Annotated in this window: 17 protein-coding genes; 12 read left to right on the top strand and 5 right to left on the bottom strand. The window is 65.9% G+C overall.

What is annotated here, in order from left to right:
• Window positions 1-128: 128 nt before the first annotated feature.
• From H536_RS0110155 to H536_RS0110140, 4 genes are all read right to left on the bottom strand, one after another.
• Window positions 129-413 carry a hypothetical protein gene (locus tag H536_RS0110155; protein ID WP_024350371.1) on the bottom strand — a complete coding sequence of 95 codons (285 nt, stop codon included), beginning with the start codon at window positions 411-413 and terminating at the stop codon, window positions 129-131.
• 110 nt (window positions 414-523) lie between these two features.
• Window positions 524-814 carry a hypothetical protein gene (locus H536_RS0110150; RefSeq protein WP_024350370.1) on the bottom strand — a complete coding sequence of 97 codons (291 nt, stop codon included), beginning with the start codon at window positions 812-814 and terminating at the stop codon, window positions 524-526.
• Window positions 815-955: 141 nt separating this feature from the next.
• Window positions 956-1,912, bottom strand: coding sequence for a sensor histidine kinase (locus H536_RS0110145; protein WP_230784646.1), 957 nt, complete (start codon window positions 1,910-1,912; stop codon window positions 956-958).
• Between the two features lie 264 nt (window positions 1,913-2,176).
• Window positions 2,177-2,971, bottom strand: coding sequence for a response regulator (locus H536_RS0110140; RefSeq protein ID WP_009210301.1), 795 nt, complete (start codon window positions 2,969-2,971; stop codon window positions 2,177-2,179).
• A 353-nt stretch (window positions 2,972-3,324) separates the two neighbouring features.
• Here H536_RS0110140 and H536_RS22535 point away from each other — a divergent pair, with 353 nt between their 5' ends.
• From H536_RS22535 to H536_RS0110105, 7 genes are all read left to right on the top strand, one after another.
• Window positions 3,325-3,507: a NepR family anti-sigma factor gene (locus H536_RS22535; protein WP_155898450.1), complete on the top strand. Its 183-nt coding sequence runs from the start codon at window positions 3,325-3,327 to the stop codon at window positions 3,505-3,507.
• Between the two features lie 6 nt (window positions 3,508-3,513).
• Window positions 3,514-4,065, top strand: coding sequence for a sigma-70 family RNA polymerase sigma factor (locus H536_RS0110130; protein WP_009210302.1), 552 nt, complete (start codon window positions 3,514-3,516; stop codon window positions 4,063-4,065).
• Between the two features lie 162 nt (window positions 4,066-4,227).
• Window positions 4,228-4,584 carry an ElaB/YgaM/YqjD family protein gene (locus H536_RS0110125; RefSeq protein ID WP_230784647.1) on the top strand — a complete coding sequence of 119 codons (357 nt, stop codon included), beginning with the start codon at window positions 4,228-4,230 and terminating at the stop codon, window positions 4,582-4,584.
• A 2-nt stretch (window positions 4,585-4,586) separates the two neighbouring features.
• Window positions 4,587-5,036, top strand: a complete 450-nt coding sequence (locus tag H536_RS0110120; RefSeq protein WP_024350366.1) for a hypothetical protein — start codon at window positions 4,587-4,589, stop codon at window positions 5,034-5,036.
• Window positions 5,037-5,112: 76 nt separating this feature from the next.
• The gene (locus tag H536_RS0110115) at window positions 5,113-5,559 is read left to right on the top strand and encodes a host attachment family protein (RefSeq protein ID WP_024350365.1); all 447 of its coding nucleotides are present in this window, start codon (window positions 5,113-5,115) and stop codon (window positions 5,557-5,559) included.
• Window positions 5,560-5,615: 56 nt separating this feature from the next.
• Window positions 5,616-5,876 carry a hypothetical protein gene (locus H536_RS0110110; protein WP_024350364.1) on the top strand — a complete coding sequence of 87 codons (261 nt, stop codon included), beginning with the start codon at window positions 5,616-5,618 and terminating at the stop codon, window positions 5,874-5,876.
• A gap of 49 nt (window positions 5,877-5,925) precedes the next feature.
• Window positions 5,926-6,294, top strand: a complete 369-nt coding sequence (locus H536_RS0110105) for a hypothetical protein (protein ID WP_024350363.1) — start codon at window positions 5,926-5,928, stop codon at window positions 6,292-6,294.
• Between the two features lie 81 nt (window positions 6,295-6,375).
• Here H536_RS0110105 and H536_RS0110100 read toward each other — a convergent pair whose 3' ends face one another.
• Window positions 6,376-7,290, bottom strand: a complete 915-nt coding sequence (locus H536_RS0110100) for a diacylglycerol/lipid kinase family protein (protein WP_024350362.1) — start codon at window positions 7,288-7,290, stop codon at window positions 6,376-6,378.
• Between the two features lie 202 nt (window positions 7,291-7,492).
• Here H536_RS0110100 and H536_RS23715 point away from each other — a divergent pair, with 202 nt between their 5' ends.
• From H536_RS23715 to H536_RS0110075, 5 genes are all read left to right on the top strand, one after another.
• Window positions 7,493-7,657 (top strand): DUF1328 domain-containing protein, encoded by a 165-nt coding sequence (locus H536_RS23715; RefSeq protein WP_024350361.1) that lies wholly within the window; start codon window positions 7,493-7,495, stop codon window positions 7,655-7,657.
• 183 nt (window positions 7,658-7,840) lie between these two features.
• Entirely contained in the window at window positions 7,841-9,439 is a 1,599-nt protein-coding gene (locus tag H536_RS23245; protein ID WP_024350360.1) for a PRC-barrel domain-containing protein, read from the top strand.
• 236 nt (window positions 9,440-9,675) lie between these two features.
• Window positions 9,676-11,019, top strand: coding sequence for an efflux RND transporter periplasmic adaptor subunit (locus H536_RS0110085; RefSeq protein ID WP_024350359.1), 1,344 nt, complete (start codon window positions 9,676-9,678; stop codon window positions 11,017-11,019).
• Window positions 11,019-14,186: an efflux RND transporter permease subunit gene (locus tag H536_RS0110080; RefSeq protein WP_024350358.1), complete on the top strand. Its 3,168-nt coding sequence runs from the start codon at window positions 11,019-11,021 to the stop codon at window positions 14,184-14,186. Before H536_RS0110085 ends, H536_RS0110080 begins: the two co-directional genes overlap by 1 nt.
• 83 nt (window positions 14,187-14,269) lie before the next feature.
• Window positions 14,270-16,120, top strand: coding sequence for an ABC-F family ATP-binding cassette domain-containing protein (locus H536_RS0110075; RefSeq protein ID WP_024350357.1), 1,851 nt, complete (start codon window positions 14,270-14,272; stop codon window positions 16,118-16,120).
• Window positions 16,121-16,232 lie beyond the last annotated feature (112 nt).

The following is a 16,232-nucleotide window of genomic DNA, read 5'->3' as shown; positions in this document are numbered from 1 at the left end:
TCCTTCGTCATGTGAGCCAGATTCCCCTGATCCGCGAATAGCTGTCTGTGCACCCAAACGAAAAACGGCCGCCGAGCGCAAGCTCGACGACCGTCATTCTCGTCAGCGGGTCGCGAGACCCGCTGTAATCAATAGCCGTCCGGGCAGCGGTAGATGTTACCGTCCGAGTAGCGGCAGTAACCTTCGCGCTCCTGGGAGCGGCCAATCACGTTACCCGCGATGGCGCCACCGGCCGCACCGATCGCGCCGCCAATCAGCGCGCCTTCGGCATTGCCGCTCACGCCCGCTCCGATCGCCGCGCCGCCGAGGCCGCCGAGCGCCGCACCGCCTGCCGTGTAGCGATCTTCGGTCGTGCAGCCTGCTGCCGCCAGGGTCAGTGCGGCGACAGCCGCGATCGAAAGCTTCTTGAACATATTTCCACCTCTCACAAACACAGTCGTCCCACCACGGAACGCTACGCTATCGTTTTGGTTCCATCACCCGTGCACGATCGTATCCCCCGGCCGATCCGGCCGAACGATCCTTAGCGCGATGCGACCATCTGCGGCTCGGCGTCGAAGGTGATCAGCAGCTGACCGTCCCGGCTGACCGCCCAGTCGATGGACGCGGACTGCTCGAAGACCTTTTCGTCGACAGCCTTGCAGGCGCCGTAGACCTTGCGCTGTTCCGAACCGCTCAGGCGGATCTGCAGACCCAGATCCTGCTGGCATTCGGCAACGGTTTCGTATGCGGGGACGGGAACTGGAATTTCCTTGCAGACGGAAGCATCGCCTGAACATCCGACCAGCAGCATGAAAGCAGCAACGTGTTCCATCGAACCTCTCCTTTGGCTCTACAACGGGCCTTCGGCAGAGAGGTTCCACAGCGGTAGGTTCGGATCGCGATTTTTCCGGAACTACATGATCACGGGGGCGTGTCACGAAGCTTACGTTACGGCGCGCTTACGAAACCGGCGTCAGGCGGAATCGCGCCGGCCGTTGGAGGTGATCTCGTACTGCGCCGCTGGAATGACCAGCGTGTAGCGGATCCCATCGGGGAGATATTCGAGCCTCGCTTCGCCGCCGACGGCGTTCGGAACGATGCGCTCGAGCGTCGAGGTGCCGAAGCGCGGGTCGCGCTCCAGCCGCACTCGCGGCCCATTGCGCTCCTGCCAGACGAAGACGATCACCTGATCGTCGCCACGCCAGTCGAAGCTGGCACGGATCGAGACGGATCCGCCGGGGACCGACAGCGATCCGTAGGAGGCCGCATTCACCGCCAGTTCGTGCAGCGCGAGTCCGACATGAAGCGACGCCGTCGGCGACAGATAGACGTCGAGCGCGTCCACCGCGATCTGGTCCATTCCGTCCGGCGCATAGCGCTCGACCTGCATCCGCACGAGGCTCATTAGGTCGGCGCCGCGCCAGTCCGCATCGGTGACGATGTCCTGCGAGGAGGCCAGCGACTGGATACGGCCGCGGAAGCGGACGAGGAATTCGGGGACGGTGACGGAATGCCGCGCGGTCTGGCTCGCCAGGCTCTGGATGATGGCCAGGAGATTCTTGGAGCGGTGCGACAGCTCGCGCAGCAGCGTCTTGAGGGTGTCTTCGCGGCGTTTCTGCTCGGTGATCTCCACCGACGTGCCGATGATGCCGCAGACCTCGCCGGCTTCGTTCTCGTCGACGTCGATGCGGATGTCGAACCAGCGCACCGAGGCGCCCTTGATCGTCGACAGCTCGAACCGGGCCGGCTTGCGGGTGTCGATGACGTCCTGCTTGAGCTTTTCGGAGCGTTCGGCCGCGCCGGCCGGCAGGATGTCGCGATCGGCCATGCCCTCGACCGCCAGAGCAAGCCAGGACTCGCCGGCATTGTAGACCCACGCATAGCGTAGATCACAATCCTGGGCGAAGACGGACACCTCCGTATTCGCCAATGCCCGCAAGACCTTGTTCACCAACATCGTATGCTCAATCGACACGAATACAACGGAGCGCATCCGTCACCATTCGGGTTGCCGCCTCGCCTTGCGAAACGACCGCCCGTCCTCGACGACGCCCTGCCCCGTCCGGACCGTGGCGACCGGCGCCCGGTGTCGGGCGATGCCACCGCGGCACCGCAAGCAAAGTGCTCCCGGCGGGTCGCGTCCGGCCGATCACGGGTCGACACGCACCGCGCCGGGGACAACAGGCGACGTCCGTCAGGCCGCCGCCTTCTTGTCGGTCTCGAAGAACAGCGCCTGGCTGATCAGCGCCTTGACCATGTCGGGATTGAACGGCTTAGTCACCAGGAAGGTCGGCTCCGGGCGCTCGCCCGTCAGCAGCCGCTCCGGGAAGGCGGTGATGAAGATCACCGGCACCGACACCTTGTTCAGGATGTCGTTGACCGCGTCGATGCCCGAGCTGCCGTCGGCGAGCTGGATATCCGCCAGCACCATGCCGGGCCGCTGCTTGTCGAAGAGCTCGATCGCTTCCTTGTGGGTCCGGGCGATGCCCGTCACCGCATGACCGAGGCTCTCGACCATCTGCTCGATGTCCATCGCGATCAACGGCTCGTCCTCGATGATCATGATCTCGGTCGAGACCTGGCGGCCGATATCGGTGCTTGCCTGATCGATCAGCTCGGAAAAGCGCGTCTCGTCGATGCTCAGGATCGTCGCGGCTTCCTCCGAGGTGAAGCCCTCGACGGCGACGAGCAGGAACGCCTGCCGCGGCAGCGGCGAGATCGCCTTCAGATTATGCGACGCCTTCTCTTCCCAGGCCGAGGTCGGCGCATCCTCACGGATGTTCACTTCGACGGACTGCCAAAGGGAGGAAAACAGCTTGTAGAGCGAGATGCGCGGCGTCTGGTCGTCCGAGAACAGGCTCGGATCGGCGATCAGCGCTTCCAGAACCGCAGCCACGTAAGCGTCGCCGCTCGCCTGCGAGCCACTCAAAGCCCGGGAATAGCGCCGAAGATACGGAATATGCGGCGCTATGCGGGATGACATCGACATATAAAAACCCCTCGATTCGATCGAGACAAACACGTTCACAATGCGCTCGGAAACGTCCTTGTCGAAATAAAGTTCCGTGACCGGGAACCGGATCCGCCTCCCAGCCCTTTCAGATGGGATGTTGAAGTCGGATGGAAACCTCGGCGCTTGGATTCCAGGGCAAAAATTGCCTTGGACTTGAGGCGCCGATGTCTGCGTCTATATTCCGACCTCGACTGGAAGCAATGCGAGCTACGAATGCACACCATGCCGAACGCCAGACACGCGAATTCGAACAGAGCGCTGCGCTCCGGGACTGCCGTAACCGTGCTTCGAGACGCGTGATGGACGACCGAAAGAGCAAGGACGAGAGCATGCAGACTTCCCACGCACAGCGATCTGAGCGCTCGTCGGACAACGGCGTCCAGTCCGCCATCGGCAAGCGTCTGAAGGCCTATTACGACGATGTCGCGAGCGAGCCGGTCCCCGACCGCTTCCTGTCGCTGCTGGATGCGCTGGATGCCGCCGAGTCGTCGTCCAAGGCGGGCAGCAAGTAGGCTCCCATGACAGAACAGACGGATTTCCGCAGCGATCTGATCGCCATCATCCCGAATCTGCGTGCTTTCGCGGCGTCGCTCGCCGGGTCGTTCGACCGTGCCGACGACCTCGTGCAGGAGACCCTCGTCAAGGCCTGGGACAAGCAGCACACCTTCCAGCCCGGCACCAACCTGAAGGCCTGGCTGTTCACCATCCTGCGCAACGAGTTCTACACGCAGATGCGCAAGAAGGGCCGCGAGGTTCAGGATGTCGACGGGATCCACGCCATGCAGCTGGCGGGCCATCCCGAACAGCACGGCCATCTGGACCTGCAGGATTTCCGCAAGGCGCTCGACATGCTGCCCGACGATCAGCGCGAAGCCCTGATCCTGATCGGCGCATCCGGCTTCTCCTATGAAGAAGCAGCCGAAATCTGCAAATGTGCCGTCGGCACCATCAAGAGCCGTGTGTCGCGGGCCCGGACCCGCATTGGCGAACTTCTCGGCATCGAGGGTGACGGCGAATACGGGCCGGACTCCATCTCCTCCCAGATCATCGGCGTCGCGCCCGCCGCCTGAGGCCACGTCAGCAAACAGCGCGGCGCCGCGCTGCATCGCGAGAAAACCCTCGCGAAACCGGGAACCCCAAGCCCTCGAAACAGTTTCAGTCAGAACCGGATCGCTCACCTCTGAATGGAGGAGACAACCGGATCGTCAGTTTCATTTCGAATGAGGTTCAGCATGGTTTCCGACACCACCCCCCACAATTTCCAGTCCGGCGGCACTCCGGGGGGCGCTTCCACCGCTGAGGACAAGGCGGATTTGGAAACCCAGATCGATCATCTCCGCAAGGATCTCGCCGGCGTGACCGATGCGCTGAAGTCGCTGGCCTCCAACCAGGCCGACGATGCCCGCCGCAACGTGTTTGCCCTGCGCGACGACGTGCGTGAGCGCGGCGAGCGCTACATCCAGCAGGCTCAGGACGCAGCGTCCGACCTGGAAGAGCAGCTGAGCGAGCGCGTCCGCGCCGAGCCGATCAAGAGCGTCCTGATCGCCGCGGCCGCCGGCTATCTCTACGCGCGCATCTTCCGCCGCTGATCATGCTCTCTCAGCTAGTTACGAAGCTGATCACCGGCGAGGCGGGCGTCTTCCTCGCGCGGATGAAGCGGGTCGTCGCGCTCTATGTCGTGATGGCCGTCTTCGCCCTCGGGATGGCGATGTCGCTGCTTCTGGCGCTGTTCGTCTACCTCGCCCAGATCTTCGGCCCGCTTCCGGCCGCACTCGGTTTCGCCGGCGTGTTCCTGGTACTGGTGATCCTGACCTACATCGCGGTCATCATCGCCCGGCGTCCGCCGAAGAAACGGGCGGACGACCGGCTGCAGCGTGACATCGCGTCCATCGCCGGTGTCGCCGCCGTCTCCAACCTGCCGCTGATCCTCGGCACGGTGAAGCGCAAGAAGAGCCTGCTCATCCTGCCCATGGTCGCCGCCGGCGGCTGGGGCGTGTGGCGGGCGATCGCCGCCTACAAACGCGACGGCCGCTACCACTGAGACGTTCGGCGCGCCCGCGGCCCGGTCGCGCCGAGCCTCCTCCTCATCGCGGTCCCGAACGAAACGAGGTGCTCCCATGACAGCTCCGACCATCGACCACGACACATGGATTCTCGTCGCCGACGGGCAGAAGGCACTGTTCCTCTGCAACGAGGGCGACGACGAGCTTCGCAACTTCGCGGTTCGCCGCGTCGAGGAACAGGACAATCCGCCGGACCGCGAGCAGGGTACCGATCGCCCCGGGCGGATGGGCGACCAGGGGTCGGCGCATCGCTCGTCGGTGGCGGAGACCGACTGGCATCAGCTCGCCGAAGACCGGTTCGCCAAGGACCTCAGCGATATCCTCTATCGCATGGCCCACAAGAACCGCTTCGAGAAGCTCGTCCTTGTCGCTCCCCCGAGGGTTCTCGGCGAACTGCGCCAGGAACTGCACAAGGAAGTCCAGGACCGGATCGTCGGTGAAGTGCCCAAGACGCTGACCAATCATCCGATCGACCGGATCGAGACGCTTCTCGCCGACTGACAACAATCGACGCCACCCGCCGCCCAGACGCAGCGGGGTCGTCCGGAGGAACCCATATGTCCAATATCGATCCCAATCGCGCCCGTCAGGGCGAAAAGGGCGCACCGGTGCTGATGATCCTCGTCGCCGGCCTTGCCCTGTGCGCCGTGGTCTTTGCCGGTCTCGGCATCTACGCATGGACGATGCCCGATGAGGATGTCGCCGTCGAAGGCGAGGCCATCGAAAAGCCGGCCGAGGCGCCGACGACGGACGGCAGCGGACTCGCAACGCCGCAGGATTCCGACACGGCCGCGCCCGAAGCCGAGAGCGCCCAGTAATTTCGCATATCGGCGTCCGTCATGGACGTCCAACACAAGGAGAGGTGCCATGCCCGATCCGAACGAACATCCGCAGAGTGAAGTGATCGCGGTCGATCAGGAGCCCGGCGGCGACGCCGACCAGCCCGGCATCGCCCAGCCGATCTCGCAGGACGAGATCAGCGACCTGCTTAACAACACCCAGATGCCGATCGAGGAACGCGAAGCCCGTCTGCACGCGATCGCACAGCGTCTCGGCACCCGCGAAAATATCGATCTCGCCGACGAGTTCGATCCGATGCGCGAGCAGGTCAACGAAGCGCTGAACATGCTGGCGAGTGGCGGCCACAGCTACGGCTCGCTCGACGCCGCCGGCTTCGATCCCGACGAGCGCTCGGATGCACAGGCGCCGGACGATACCGGACCGTCCAAGGTCTGATACCGAAGATCGCCGCAGCCGCAGCGACACGACATTTGATATGAGAAGGGGTGCAGCCGGGCTGCGCCCCTTCTTGCGTTGTCAGCGCAGATAGGTCGCGTCGCTCGGCGCGAGGACGTTCAGCCCCTTCGGGGTCAGCGTCACGGTCATTTCCGGCTCGATATCGACCAGTTCGCCATCCCGGACCGCACGGTTGCGATGGTGGCGTCCCCGGTAGAAAATTCGGACCTCGTGCGCGGAGGTCACCTTCAGGCTCCGGTTCTGGCGCCAGGTTCCCAGCATGATGTCCACGGCGACCTTCAGGACCGAACGCAGGTCGCGGTCGATGCAGATATAGATGCCGAGCTCGCCGCCCCTCGGATCGTCGGCATAGGGAATATGGCCGTCACCGTAGAGATTGTTGGAGATGGCGATCGCCGGGCTGGCGATCCGCTGCATGACGCCGTCGATTTCCAGTTCCAGCTCGACCACCGGGAAGCGCCGCAGCGCCATGAACACGGCGCGGGTCGTCGCCATCATCTTGCCGAGCCGCGAGGCGTAGGAGATCTTCTTGCGCATGCGCACCATGCGGGCATGCAGGCCCACGGCATATTGATGCACGAAGGGCGTGCCGTTGACGGAGGCGATATCGACCGGGGTGATGACGCCCGATGCGAGCGCGGCCACCGCCTGATCCAACGGCAGCGGAATCTGCAGCGTGCGGGCGAAGAGGTTCATCGTGCCGGCCGGCAGGATGCCCAGAGCAATGCGCCCGTTCGCCAGCGCCGTGGCCGCCGCCGAGACCGTGCCGTCGCCGCCGCCGACGAGCAGAACGTCGATATCCTCGCGCTCGGCCGCCTTTCCGATGGCAGCGACGATCTCGTCCCCTGAGCAGTCGTCCACGGTCAGCTCGTGGCCGTGCATCCGGAACTCGTCCTGCATCAATGTCGTGAGTTGTCCGAGATCGGTTGTCTTCAGACTGCCGCCGTCGCGGTTGAGGAGAGCGAGAATCTTCATGGGGGGTGATCCGGAACGCGTATTGCGGGAGCCTGGGCAGCGGACGACTAACTAGGCCGCCCCTGTAGCATCGCCACGTCCGCCAGACACGACCAATCGCATCCATCGATAGTTGCCGATCGGAACCACCGGGACGATGGGGCGTTCGCCCCCATACAAACGCCAGGCGCCGGTTCCCCCGCGCCCTCACTAGGAGACTCCCATGATCGAATGGATCGTCATTCTGCTCATCGTCGCCGCCGTCGCCAGCCTTCTGGGCTTTCGCGGCGTCGCCGGGGCCTCTGCCGGCATCGCGAAGATCCTGATCTTCATCGTGCTGGTGGGCCTGCTGCTCATGCTGCTGTTCGGCGTTCTGGTGTTTGCCTGAAGCAGGACACAAGCATGCATCCGGCGCAGCGCGGCTGCGCTGGATGGCAAAAAACAGGAAGAGAACCGGAACCTTACGGCCGCTCAGTTCTTCCTCTCCCAGATGCCGCGCGACACATGTTTTCCACGACACCATGCCGCGCGGCAGTCGCCTATCGGAAACAATAGACCAGGAGGTCTTATCATGATCCGCACGTTGCTTGCCACTACCGCTCTCGCATCCGTTATCGCAACGGGTGCCTATGCGCAGGACGCCGCCACGACCGCAGAGACCACGGCCCCGGCCAAGGTCGAAGCATCCGCCGATGCCAACGCGACCGCCACGGCCGCCCAGTCCGGCAATTATCTCCGCAATCTCTCCGCCGACCAGTATCTGGCGTCGGAGCTGAACGGCAAGACCATCTACGCGAGCGACGCCGAGGATGCAGAATCGATCGGCGAGATCGAGAACTTCCTGGTCGGCAGTGACGGCAAGGTCGTCGCAGCGGTCGTCGATGCGACCGTGAACGACGAATCGCGCCGCGTCGCCATTCCGTTCGATCAGATCTCCTGGTCCATGACGGATGAGGACGATGTCCGCGCCGTCCTGAGCGCCGGTGCCGATCAGCTGGCACAGGCTCCCGAGTTCACCATGCCGGACGAGCAGCAGGCTGCTGCAACCGACGCCGGCATGAGCGGCGACGCCATGGGTACGGGGACTGCTTCCACGCCGCAGACCGAGACGGCCACCGCACCGGCGGCGCCGGTCGCAGCGGATGATGCCGCGGAGACCAATACGATGGCTGCCGGTTCCGCGACCTCGGAGACGGCTTCCCAGCCGGTCGAGACCGCTGCCGCCGGTCAGGGCGAGTATCCGAGCACCGTTGGTGCCGACCAGTATCTCAGCGAGAACCTCATCGGCGCGTCGGTCTATTCCGGCCCGGGTGAGGACGCGGAAAGCCTCGGCGACATCGGTGATCTCGTCGTCTCGTCGTCCGGCCAGGTCGAAGCAGGCGTCGTGGGCGTCGGTGGCTTCCTCGGCATCGGCGAGAAGGACGTCGCCGTTCCGTTCGACCGTCTCGAGATGACCCGCGCCGACGGTGACGAGGTTCGCATCGTAGCCTCCGCCACCCGCGAGGAACTCGAGCAGGCTTCCTCCTTCGAGGACGAGCGTCCGTCCGAGATGGCGGCCGAGAACGAAGGCGAGATGACGCCGACGGCCGAAGCTCCGACCGATGAGCCGACCGAGCGCGTTGCCGATGCGGCCGAGACCACCGAGCAGCCGGCCGACAACATGGCCGCGACGGACGGTGTCGTGACGGCGACCGGTACGGCAGCCGGCACGGGCATGGCGGCGAACTCCACCGCCGAGAACGACACGACCGCTTCGGTCGGTGGTTCGTCCGAGCGTTCGCAGATGACCCCGGTCACCGACTCGGCTCAGCTGACCGCTGACAACCTGATGGGCACGACCGTCTACGGTCCCGATGACTCCACCGTTGGCGACATCGGTGACATCGCCCTCAACGCCGAAGGTTCGGTCGACGCCGTGATCGTCGATGTCGGTGGCTTCCTGGGCATTGGCGAGAAGCCGGTGGCCGTGGCCATGGACAACCTGCAGTTCATGCAGGACGCCAACGGCTCGATGTATCTCTACACGCAGTTCACCGAGGAGCAGCTCGAGAACGCGCCGGAGTACAACGCCGACACCTACGCCGACAACCGCGAGACCATGCGGATCCAGAACGGCGGCATGATGGGCAACGACGCCTCGACGTCGGAGGCACCGGCCGTCGCAAACTAAGCGACATCCGACTGCACGCATCGAAGGGGCTCGCCGAAAGGCGGGCCCTTTTTCGTTGGGCGGTTCGGTGCGGGAATGGCCACCCGTGCCGAAGTGCCACGCTTGTGATCGCGTTGTTACGGCTGAATTACAGTTCGTAACAAATCCAGCCGCAAACCGCCGAAATCTCTCCTATACTGGCAGCTTCGGCCAAGGCGGCCGGACCTCGCGCAATCCTTACGAGTACAAGCGATCCCATGGGTTTCCTGAAGCAGATCTTCGTCACGATCCTGGTGCTGGCCGTCGCGGGTGCGGCCTACATCAAGTTCGACCCGTCGGCGGGGCGTTCCCTGCTCGCCTCGGATCTGCCTCTGCCCGATCCGCTGCGCTCGGCCATTCTGTGGATCGCCCCGGAAGCCGGCGAACCCGCCCCGGAGATCGCCAGCGGCCAGGGTCAGCGCTCCGGCGGGCGTCGCCGCGGCGGTGGTGCGACGATGGTCGTTTCCGCCCCGGTGACGACGGGCTCCACGCGGACCCGCATGCGGTCCATCGGCACCGGCGAAGCCGCCCGTTCGGTGGTCGTCCATCCCGACAACACGGCAGGCATCATCGAGGAAGTCGTCGTCCAGTCTGCCGACATGGTGGAGGAAGGCACGGTTCTGGTCCGGCTGGAACGGGCCAGCGAGGAACTCGCGGTCGATCGTGCCCGGCTCGCCCTCGAGGCCGCGGAAGACAAGGTCGCCCGCTTCGAGCGCCTGCAAAGGGCCAACACGCTCAGCGCCGTCGAGGTCACCGACGTGACCCGCGAGCGCGACAACGCCAGGCTCGACCTGCGGTCCGCCGAGATCGCGCTTGGCAAGCGCGACATCCGCGCGCCGATCTCCGGGCGGGTCGGCATCATTGCCGTCGATCGCGGCGATCTGGTCTCCACCGATACGGTGATTGCCACCGTGGACGATCGCGAACATCTGAAGGTCATCTTCTACACGCCGGAAAGCTTCGTGCAGCAGCTGGCCATCGGCACGCCGGTCGAGGCGGTGTCCACCGCGCGGCCCGACACGGTCTATGAGGGCGAGATCACCGCCATCGACAGCCGTCTCGACGAGGCGAGCCGAACCCTGCGCACCGAGGCGCGCATCGAGAACGGCTCCGACGATCTGCGTCCGGGCATGTCGTTCAGCGTGTCGCTGTCGCTGGAAGGCGAGACCTTCCTGTCGGTCGACCCCATTTCTGTCGTCTGGGAGCGTACCGGTCCGATCGTCTGGAAGATCGTCGACGGCAAGGCACAGAAGGCATCCGTGCGGATCGTCGAGCGGACGATCGACCGTGTGCTGGTCGCCTCGGACGATCTCGCCGCCGGCGACTCCGTCGTCGTCGAAGGGCTGCAGTCGGTCCGCGAAGGCGGCGCCGTCGAAAGCATCAATGACGCCCCCGCGCCGGACGGCGCCGCGCCTGCCGCGCCGGTCCCCTCCGCCAGCACCGCGCCGAAGCCCGGCAGCGACGACCGCGCAACGGCGCAGGGCCTAGTCGGCATTGCGCAGGCCAATGCGGCCGAGCAGCCGCAGGTCGGCGGACAGGCTTCCGCGGGAGCCGCCCGCTGATGAGCACGCCGGCCAAGCCCGACGGCATCACTGCCTTCACCAGCCTGTTCATCCGCCGGCCGGTGCTGACCATCGTGGTCAACCTGCTGATCGTGGTGGCGGGCCTCGCCGCCTTCGGCGCCATCGAAGTGCGCGAACTGCCGAATGTCGACCGCCCGGTCATCAGCGTGTCCATCGACTTTCCCGGCGCGTCTCCCGAAACCGTTGACAGGCAGATCACCAGCGAGATCGAAAGCGCCGTGGCGCGCGTTTCGGGCATCGCCTCGGTGTCGTCGAAGTCGGAATTCGGCGACAGCCGGGTAACGATCGAATTCACCGACACCACCGATCTCAACGTCGCCGCGAGCGACGTGCGCAACGCCGTCAGCCGCATCGCCAACAGCCTGCCGGAGGGCGCGGAGGAACCGCGCATCGTCAAGGCCGACGCCGACGCCTCGGCGATCATGCGCCTGGCGGTCACCGCCCCCGGCCTGTCGATCGAGGACCTGACGACGCTGGTCGAGGACCGGATCGCCGATCAGCTTGCCGCCGTCGAGGGCGTTGCCGACCTGCAGATCTACGGCGAGCGCGAGAAGGTCATCTATGTCGACGTCGATCCGGACAAGCTGGCGACGCGTGGCCTGACGCTCGGCACCGTCTCGACGGCTTTGCAGAACGCGGCGCTCGACGTGCCGGCCGGCTCGCTCGGCTCGCCCTCGCAGGACCTCATCGTGCGGGCCGACGCCAACGTGACCTCGCCGGAAGAGTTCGAGACCATCTTCCTCGACGAGCGCACCCGGCTGGGCGATGTCGCCAGCGTGCGCTTCGGCCCCGATGATGCCGCGTCGCAGCTGCGCCGCAACGGCGAGACCGGCGTCGGCATGGGCGTCGTGCGCCAGGCCGGGTCGAGCACGCTCGACATTTCCGATGGTATCCGCGCCGAGGTCGCCAATCTCAACGAGACCCTGCCCGACGGCGTCACCGTGCGCGTCACCAGCGACGACGCGACCTTCATCAACGGCGCCATCCACGAGGTCGAGATCGCCCTCGGCATCTCGGTCGCCGTGGTGATCTTCGTGATCTTCCTGTTCCTGCTGAATGTCCGCGCGACGATCATTCCGGCGGTCACGATGCCAATCGCGCTGATCGGCGTCGTCGCCTTCATCTATCTCGTCGGCTTCTCGATCAACATTCTGACGCTCCTGGCGCTGGTGCTGGCCACCGGCATGGTCGTCGACGACGCGATCATCGTTCTCGAAAACATCGTGCGCCAGCGCGACATGGGTGCGCGTCCGCAGGCGGCTGCCGTCCTGGGCACGCGCGAAGTGTTCTTCGCGGTCATCTCGACCACGGCGACGCTGGCGGCGGTCTTCGTGCCGATCTCCTTCCTGCCCGGCCAGGCCGGCGGCCTTTTCCGCGAGTTCGGCTTCGTTCTGGCGATGGCGGTGGTGATCTCCTCCTTCATCGCCCTCACCCTTTGCCCGATGCTGGCGGCGTATTTCCTCAAGGCGCGGGAAGCCGAGCGTCGGCCCGGCCCGTTCCAGCGTTCGGTGCGCTGGTTCGGAGCGCGCCTCGCCGGCATGTACGCCGTCTCGCTGCGCTTCAGCCTCGCCTTCCCGCTGCTGATCGTCGTCGGCGCCGGCATCTTTTCCTTCGCGGCCTATCTCACCTTCCTGCAGATGCCGCAGGAGCTGACGCCGACCGAGGATCGCGGCGTCGTTCTGATGAGCATCAGCGCGCCGCAGGGGGCCAGCCTCGAATACACCAACGCCCAGCTTCGCCGGGTGGAAGACGTGGTCATTCCGTATGTGGAGAACGGCGAGGCCGACAACGTCTTCGCGATCTCCGGCCGCGGCTCGGCCAATTCGGCCTTTCTCGTCGTGTCGCTGAAGGACTGGGCGGTGCGGGCACGCAGCCAGCAGGAGATCGTTGCCGAGATCAACGGCAAGCTGCGCCGCATCACCGGCGTGCGTGCCTTTGCCATCCAGCCCAACTCGCTCGGCATTCGCGGCGGTGGCCGCGGCCTGCAGTTCGCCATCGCCGGCCAGAATTTCGAAGAGCTCGCCGAGAGCGCCGACGAACTGCTGGCGGCGATGCAGGCGGACGGCCGCTGGGGCGACGTGCGACTGTCCGAGGATGCCACCCAGCCGCAGCTGTCGGTGGTGATCGACCGGGCCAGAGCCTCCGATCTCGGCATCGACATCGACGGGCTGGCGACCGCCATGCAGGCGCTGCTCGACGGCCGCGAGATCGGCCAGACCTATGTCGAGGACAAGCAGATCCCGATCAGGCTGATCGCCAGCTCCGATCCGGTCAACGACCCCGACGACATGCGCAACATCTTCCTGAAGGCGAGCGACGGGCGGATCGTGCCCATGTCGACGGTGGCAAGCGTCGAGGAAAAGCCGATTGCCCCGGCCCTGACCCGTGAAAACCGCTCGCGGGCCGTCTCGCTGTCGGCGCAGATCCCCGACAGCTACTCGATCCAGGAAGGCTGGACGGATCTGCAGGTCTTCGCCGAGGAGATCCTGCCGGCCGACCAGCGCCTCGTGCCGCTGGCCGAGGCCGCGACGCTGAACGAGACCAATAGCGGCCTCGCCCTCGTCTTCGGCTTCGCCATCGTCATCATCATCCTGGTGCTGGCGGCGCAGTTCGAGAGCTTCGTCTCGGCATTCATCATCATCGCGACGGTACCGCTGGGCATCGCCTGCGCGATCTTCGCGCTCGACTTCTTCGGCATGAGCCTCAATCTCTACAGCCAGATCGGCCTCGTGCTGCTGGTCGGGATCATGGCCAAGAACGGCATCCTGATCGTCGAATTCGCCAATCAGCTGCGCGAAGAGGGTCTGTCGGTCCGCGAGGCCGTGGAGCAGGCGGCGCTGATCCGGCTGCGGCCGGTGATGATGACCATGATCGCCACCGTCGTCGGCGGCGTGCCGCTGGTGCTGGCCTCGGGCGCCGGCGCCGAAGCGCGCGTGGCGCTCGGCTATGTCATCGTCGGCGGGCTCGGCCTTGCGACCTTCTCGACGCTTTATGTCACGCCGGTCGCCTATCTCATTCTCGGCCGGTTCTCGACGCCGAACGCCGAAAAGTCGGCCCGTCTGCAGCATGACATCGCCGAGGCGGAAGCCGCGCAACGCGAGCGCGGCCGAGACCGGGATGCGGGAACGGTGGCGCCGGCCGAATAGGCCGGCGGACACCGCCCACAAGCTGACGCCGAACAGGCGAAAGGCCACTTCCCCCACCGGCCCATCCCCGCTAGAACGCGGCCATGGCACCCCCTCCCCTATTGCGCCTCGATGGCGTCCGCCTCACCTTCGGCGGCACGCCGCTCCTGACCGGCGTCGAGCTGAACGTCCTGCCCGGCGAGCGCATCGCACTGGTCGGTCGCAACGGCTCGGGCAAGTCGACCCTGATGAAGATCGCCGCCGGACAGGTCGAGCCCGACGGCGGCGAAGTCTTCCTGAAGCCCGGCACGACCCTACGCTACCTGCCGCAGGAGCCGGATTTCGGCGACTTCAAGACGGTCGGCGCCTATGTCGCCTCGGGTCTCGGCCCCGCCGACGATCCCTACCGGGTCACCATGTGCCTCGACGCGCTGGGCCTGACCGAGGACATGGAGCCGCATCACCTGTCGGGCGGCGAGGCCCGCCGCGCCGCTCTGGCGCGCACCCTGGCGCCCGAGCCGGATATCGTGCTGCTCGACGAGCCGACCAACCATCTCGACCTGCCGACCATCGAATGGCTGGAAGACGAGGTGCGCCAGATGAAGAGCGCCGTCGTGGTGATCAGCCATGACCGCCGCTTCCTCGAACGCGTCACCCGCTCCACCGTCTGGATCGACCGCGGCGCGGCCAAGCGCCTTGACCAGGGCTTCGGGTCCTTCGAGGCTTGGCGCGACAAGGTGCTGGAAGAGGAAGAGCGCGACCTGCAGAAGCTCGACCGCAAGATCGTGCGCGAGGAGCACTGGCTGCGCTATGGCGTGAGCGCGCGGCGCACCCGCAACATGCGCCGGCTCGGCGCCCTCCACGATCTGCGCCAGCAGCGCCGCGACACCCGCCGCGCTATCGGCCAGGTGTCGATGGAGGCCAGCGCGACGCGCGAGAGCGGCAAGCTGGTCATCGAGGCCTTCAACGTGTCGAAGGCCTATGACGGCCGCACGCTGGTCGACGATTTCTCAACCCGCATCGCCCGAGGCGACCGGGTCGGCTTCGTCGGCCCGAACGGCGTCGGCAAGACGACGCTCCTGAAGATGCTGATCGGCGAGCTGAAGCCGGATTCCGGCCGGGTGAAGCTCGGCACCAATCTCGACCTCGCCTTCCTCGATCAGAAGCGCGCGGCGCTCGCCGACGACCTCTCGGTGCAGGACGCGATCACCGATGGTCGGGGCGATCAGGTGATGGTCAATGGCGAGCCGCGCCATGTGGTCGGCTATCTGCGCGACTTCCTGTTCACGCCCGAGCAGATCCGTACCCCTGCCGGCAAGCTGTCGGGCGGCGAGCGGGCGCGCCTGCTCTTGGCCAAGACGCTGGCAACGCCGGCGAACTTCCTCGTCCTCGACGAGCCGACCAACGATCTCGACATGGAGACGCTGGATCTGCTCGAGGAGCTGATCGCCAATTATCCCGGCACCGTACTCCTCGTCAGCCACGACCGCGACTTCCTCGACCGCACCGTGACCAGCGTCATCTCGCCCGACGGCAACGGCCACTGGCTGGAATATGCCGGCGGCTACAGCGACATGGTCGCCCAGCGCCGCGACGCAGCCAAGGCCGCGGCCTCCGCCGGCAAGCCGTCCGACAGGGGCGGCGCGAAAGCCGGCTCCGGCAAGAGCGGCGGCGGCACGTCGGGTACCCCCAGCGCCGGCGCCGGCAAGGGCGGATCGTCCAAGCTGTCCTTCAAGCAGAAATTCGCGCTCGAGAACCTGCCCAAGGAGATCGCCAAGCTGGAAGCGGCGATCGCCAAGGCCGAAGCCGAGATCGCCGATCCTGCCCTGTTCACGGAGAACCCGGACCGCTTCGCCAAGCTGGCCGCCGGGATCGACAGGGACCGTGCGGCGCTCGCCAAGGCCGAGGACGACTGGCTGGAGCTGGAAATGGTCCGCGCCGAAGCGGAAGACTAGGACGGCCGCGCCTGCGGGCGCGCCTCCCGACCCGAAGGGGTCAGCCCGGTGCAACCTTCGTCTGCGACGAACAAGCGCCGGATGATATGGCGCAATGGGCGATGAAGCCCGT

Origin of the sequence: Aurantimonas coralicida DSM 14790 (assembly GCF_000421645.1) — a bacterium.
GTDB lineage: Bacteria > Pseudomonadota > Alphaproteobacteria > Rhizobiales > Rhizobiaceae > Aurantimonas > Aurantimonas coralicida.
Note: the sequence above shows the minus strand (reverse complement) of the source record. Positions and strands in the feature narration are given on the sequence as shown.

Coding starts and splice junctions, on each gene's coding strand:
- H536_RS0110155 (WP_024350371.1), bottom strand. CDS start 413: ATGTTCAAGAAGCTTTCGATCGCGGCTGTCGCCGCACTGACCCTGGCG.
- H536_RS0110150 (WP_024350370.1), bottom strand. CDS start 814: ATGGAACACGTTGCTGCTTTCATGCTGCTGGTCGGATGTTCAGGCGAT.
- H536_RS0110140 (WP_009210301.1), bottom strand. CDS start 2,971: ATGTCGATGTCATCCCGCATAGCGCCGCATATTCCGTATCTTCGGCGC.
- H536_RS22535 (WP_155898450.1), top strand. CDS start 3,325: ATGCAGACTTCCCACGCACAGCGATCTGAGCGCTCGTCGGACAACGGC.
- H536_RS0110130 (WP_009210302.1), top strand. CDS start 3,514: ATGACAGAACAGACGGATTTCCGCAGCGATCTGATCGCCATCATCCCG.
- H536_RS0110125 (WP_230784647.1), top strand. CDS start 4,228: ATGGTTTCCGACACCACCCCCCACAATTTCCAGTCCGGCGGCACTCCG.
- H536_RS0110120 (WP_024350366.1), top strand. CDS start 4,587: ATGCTCTCTCAGCTAGTTACGAAGCTGATCACCGGCGAGGCGGGCGTC.
- H536_RS0110115 (WP_024350365.1), top strand. CDS start 5,113: ATGACAGCTCCGACCATCGACCACGACACATGGATTCTCGTCGCCGAC.
- H536_RS0110110 (WP_024350364.1), top strand. CDS start 5,616: ATGTCCAATATCGATCCCAATCGCGCCCGTCAGGGCGAAAAGGGCGCA.
- H536_RS0110105 (WP_024350363.1), top strand. CDS start 5,926: ATGCCCGATCCGAACGAACATCCGCAGAGTGAAGTGATCGCGGTCGAT.
- H536_RS0110100 (WP_024350362.1), bottom strand. CDS start 7,290: ATGAAGATTCTCGCTCTCCTCAACCGCGACGGCGGCAGTCTGAAGACA.
- H536_RS23715 (WP_024350361.1), top strand. CDS start 7,493: ATGATCGAATGGATCGTCATTCTGCTCATCGTCGCCGCCGTCGCCAGC.
- H536_RS23245 (WP_024350360.1), top strand. CDS start 7,841: ATGATCCGCACGTTGCTTGCCACTACCGCTCTCGCATCCGTTATCGCA.
- H536_RS0110085 (WP_024350359.1), top strand. CDS start 9,676: ATGGGTTTCCTGAAGCAGATCTTCGTCACGATCCTGGTGCTGGCCGTC.
- H536_RS0110080 (WP_024350358.1), top strand. CDS start 11,019: ATGAGCACGCCGGCCAAGCCCGACGGCATCACTGCCTTCACCAGCCTG.
- H536_RS0110075 (WP_024350357.1), top strand. CDS start 14,270: ATGGCACCCCCTCCCCTATTGCGCCTCGATGGCGTCCGCCTCACCTTC.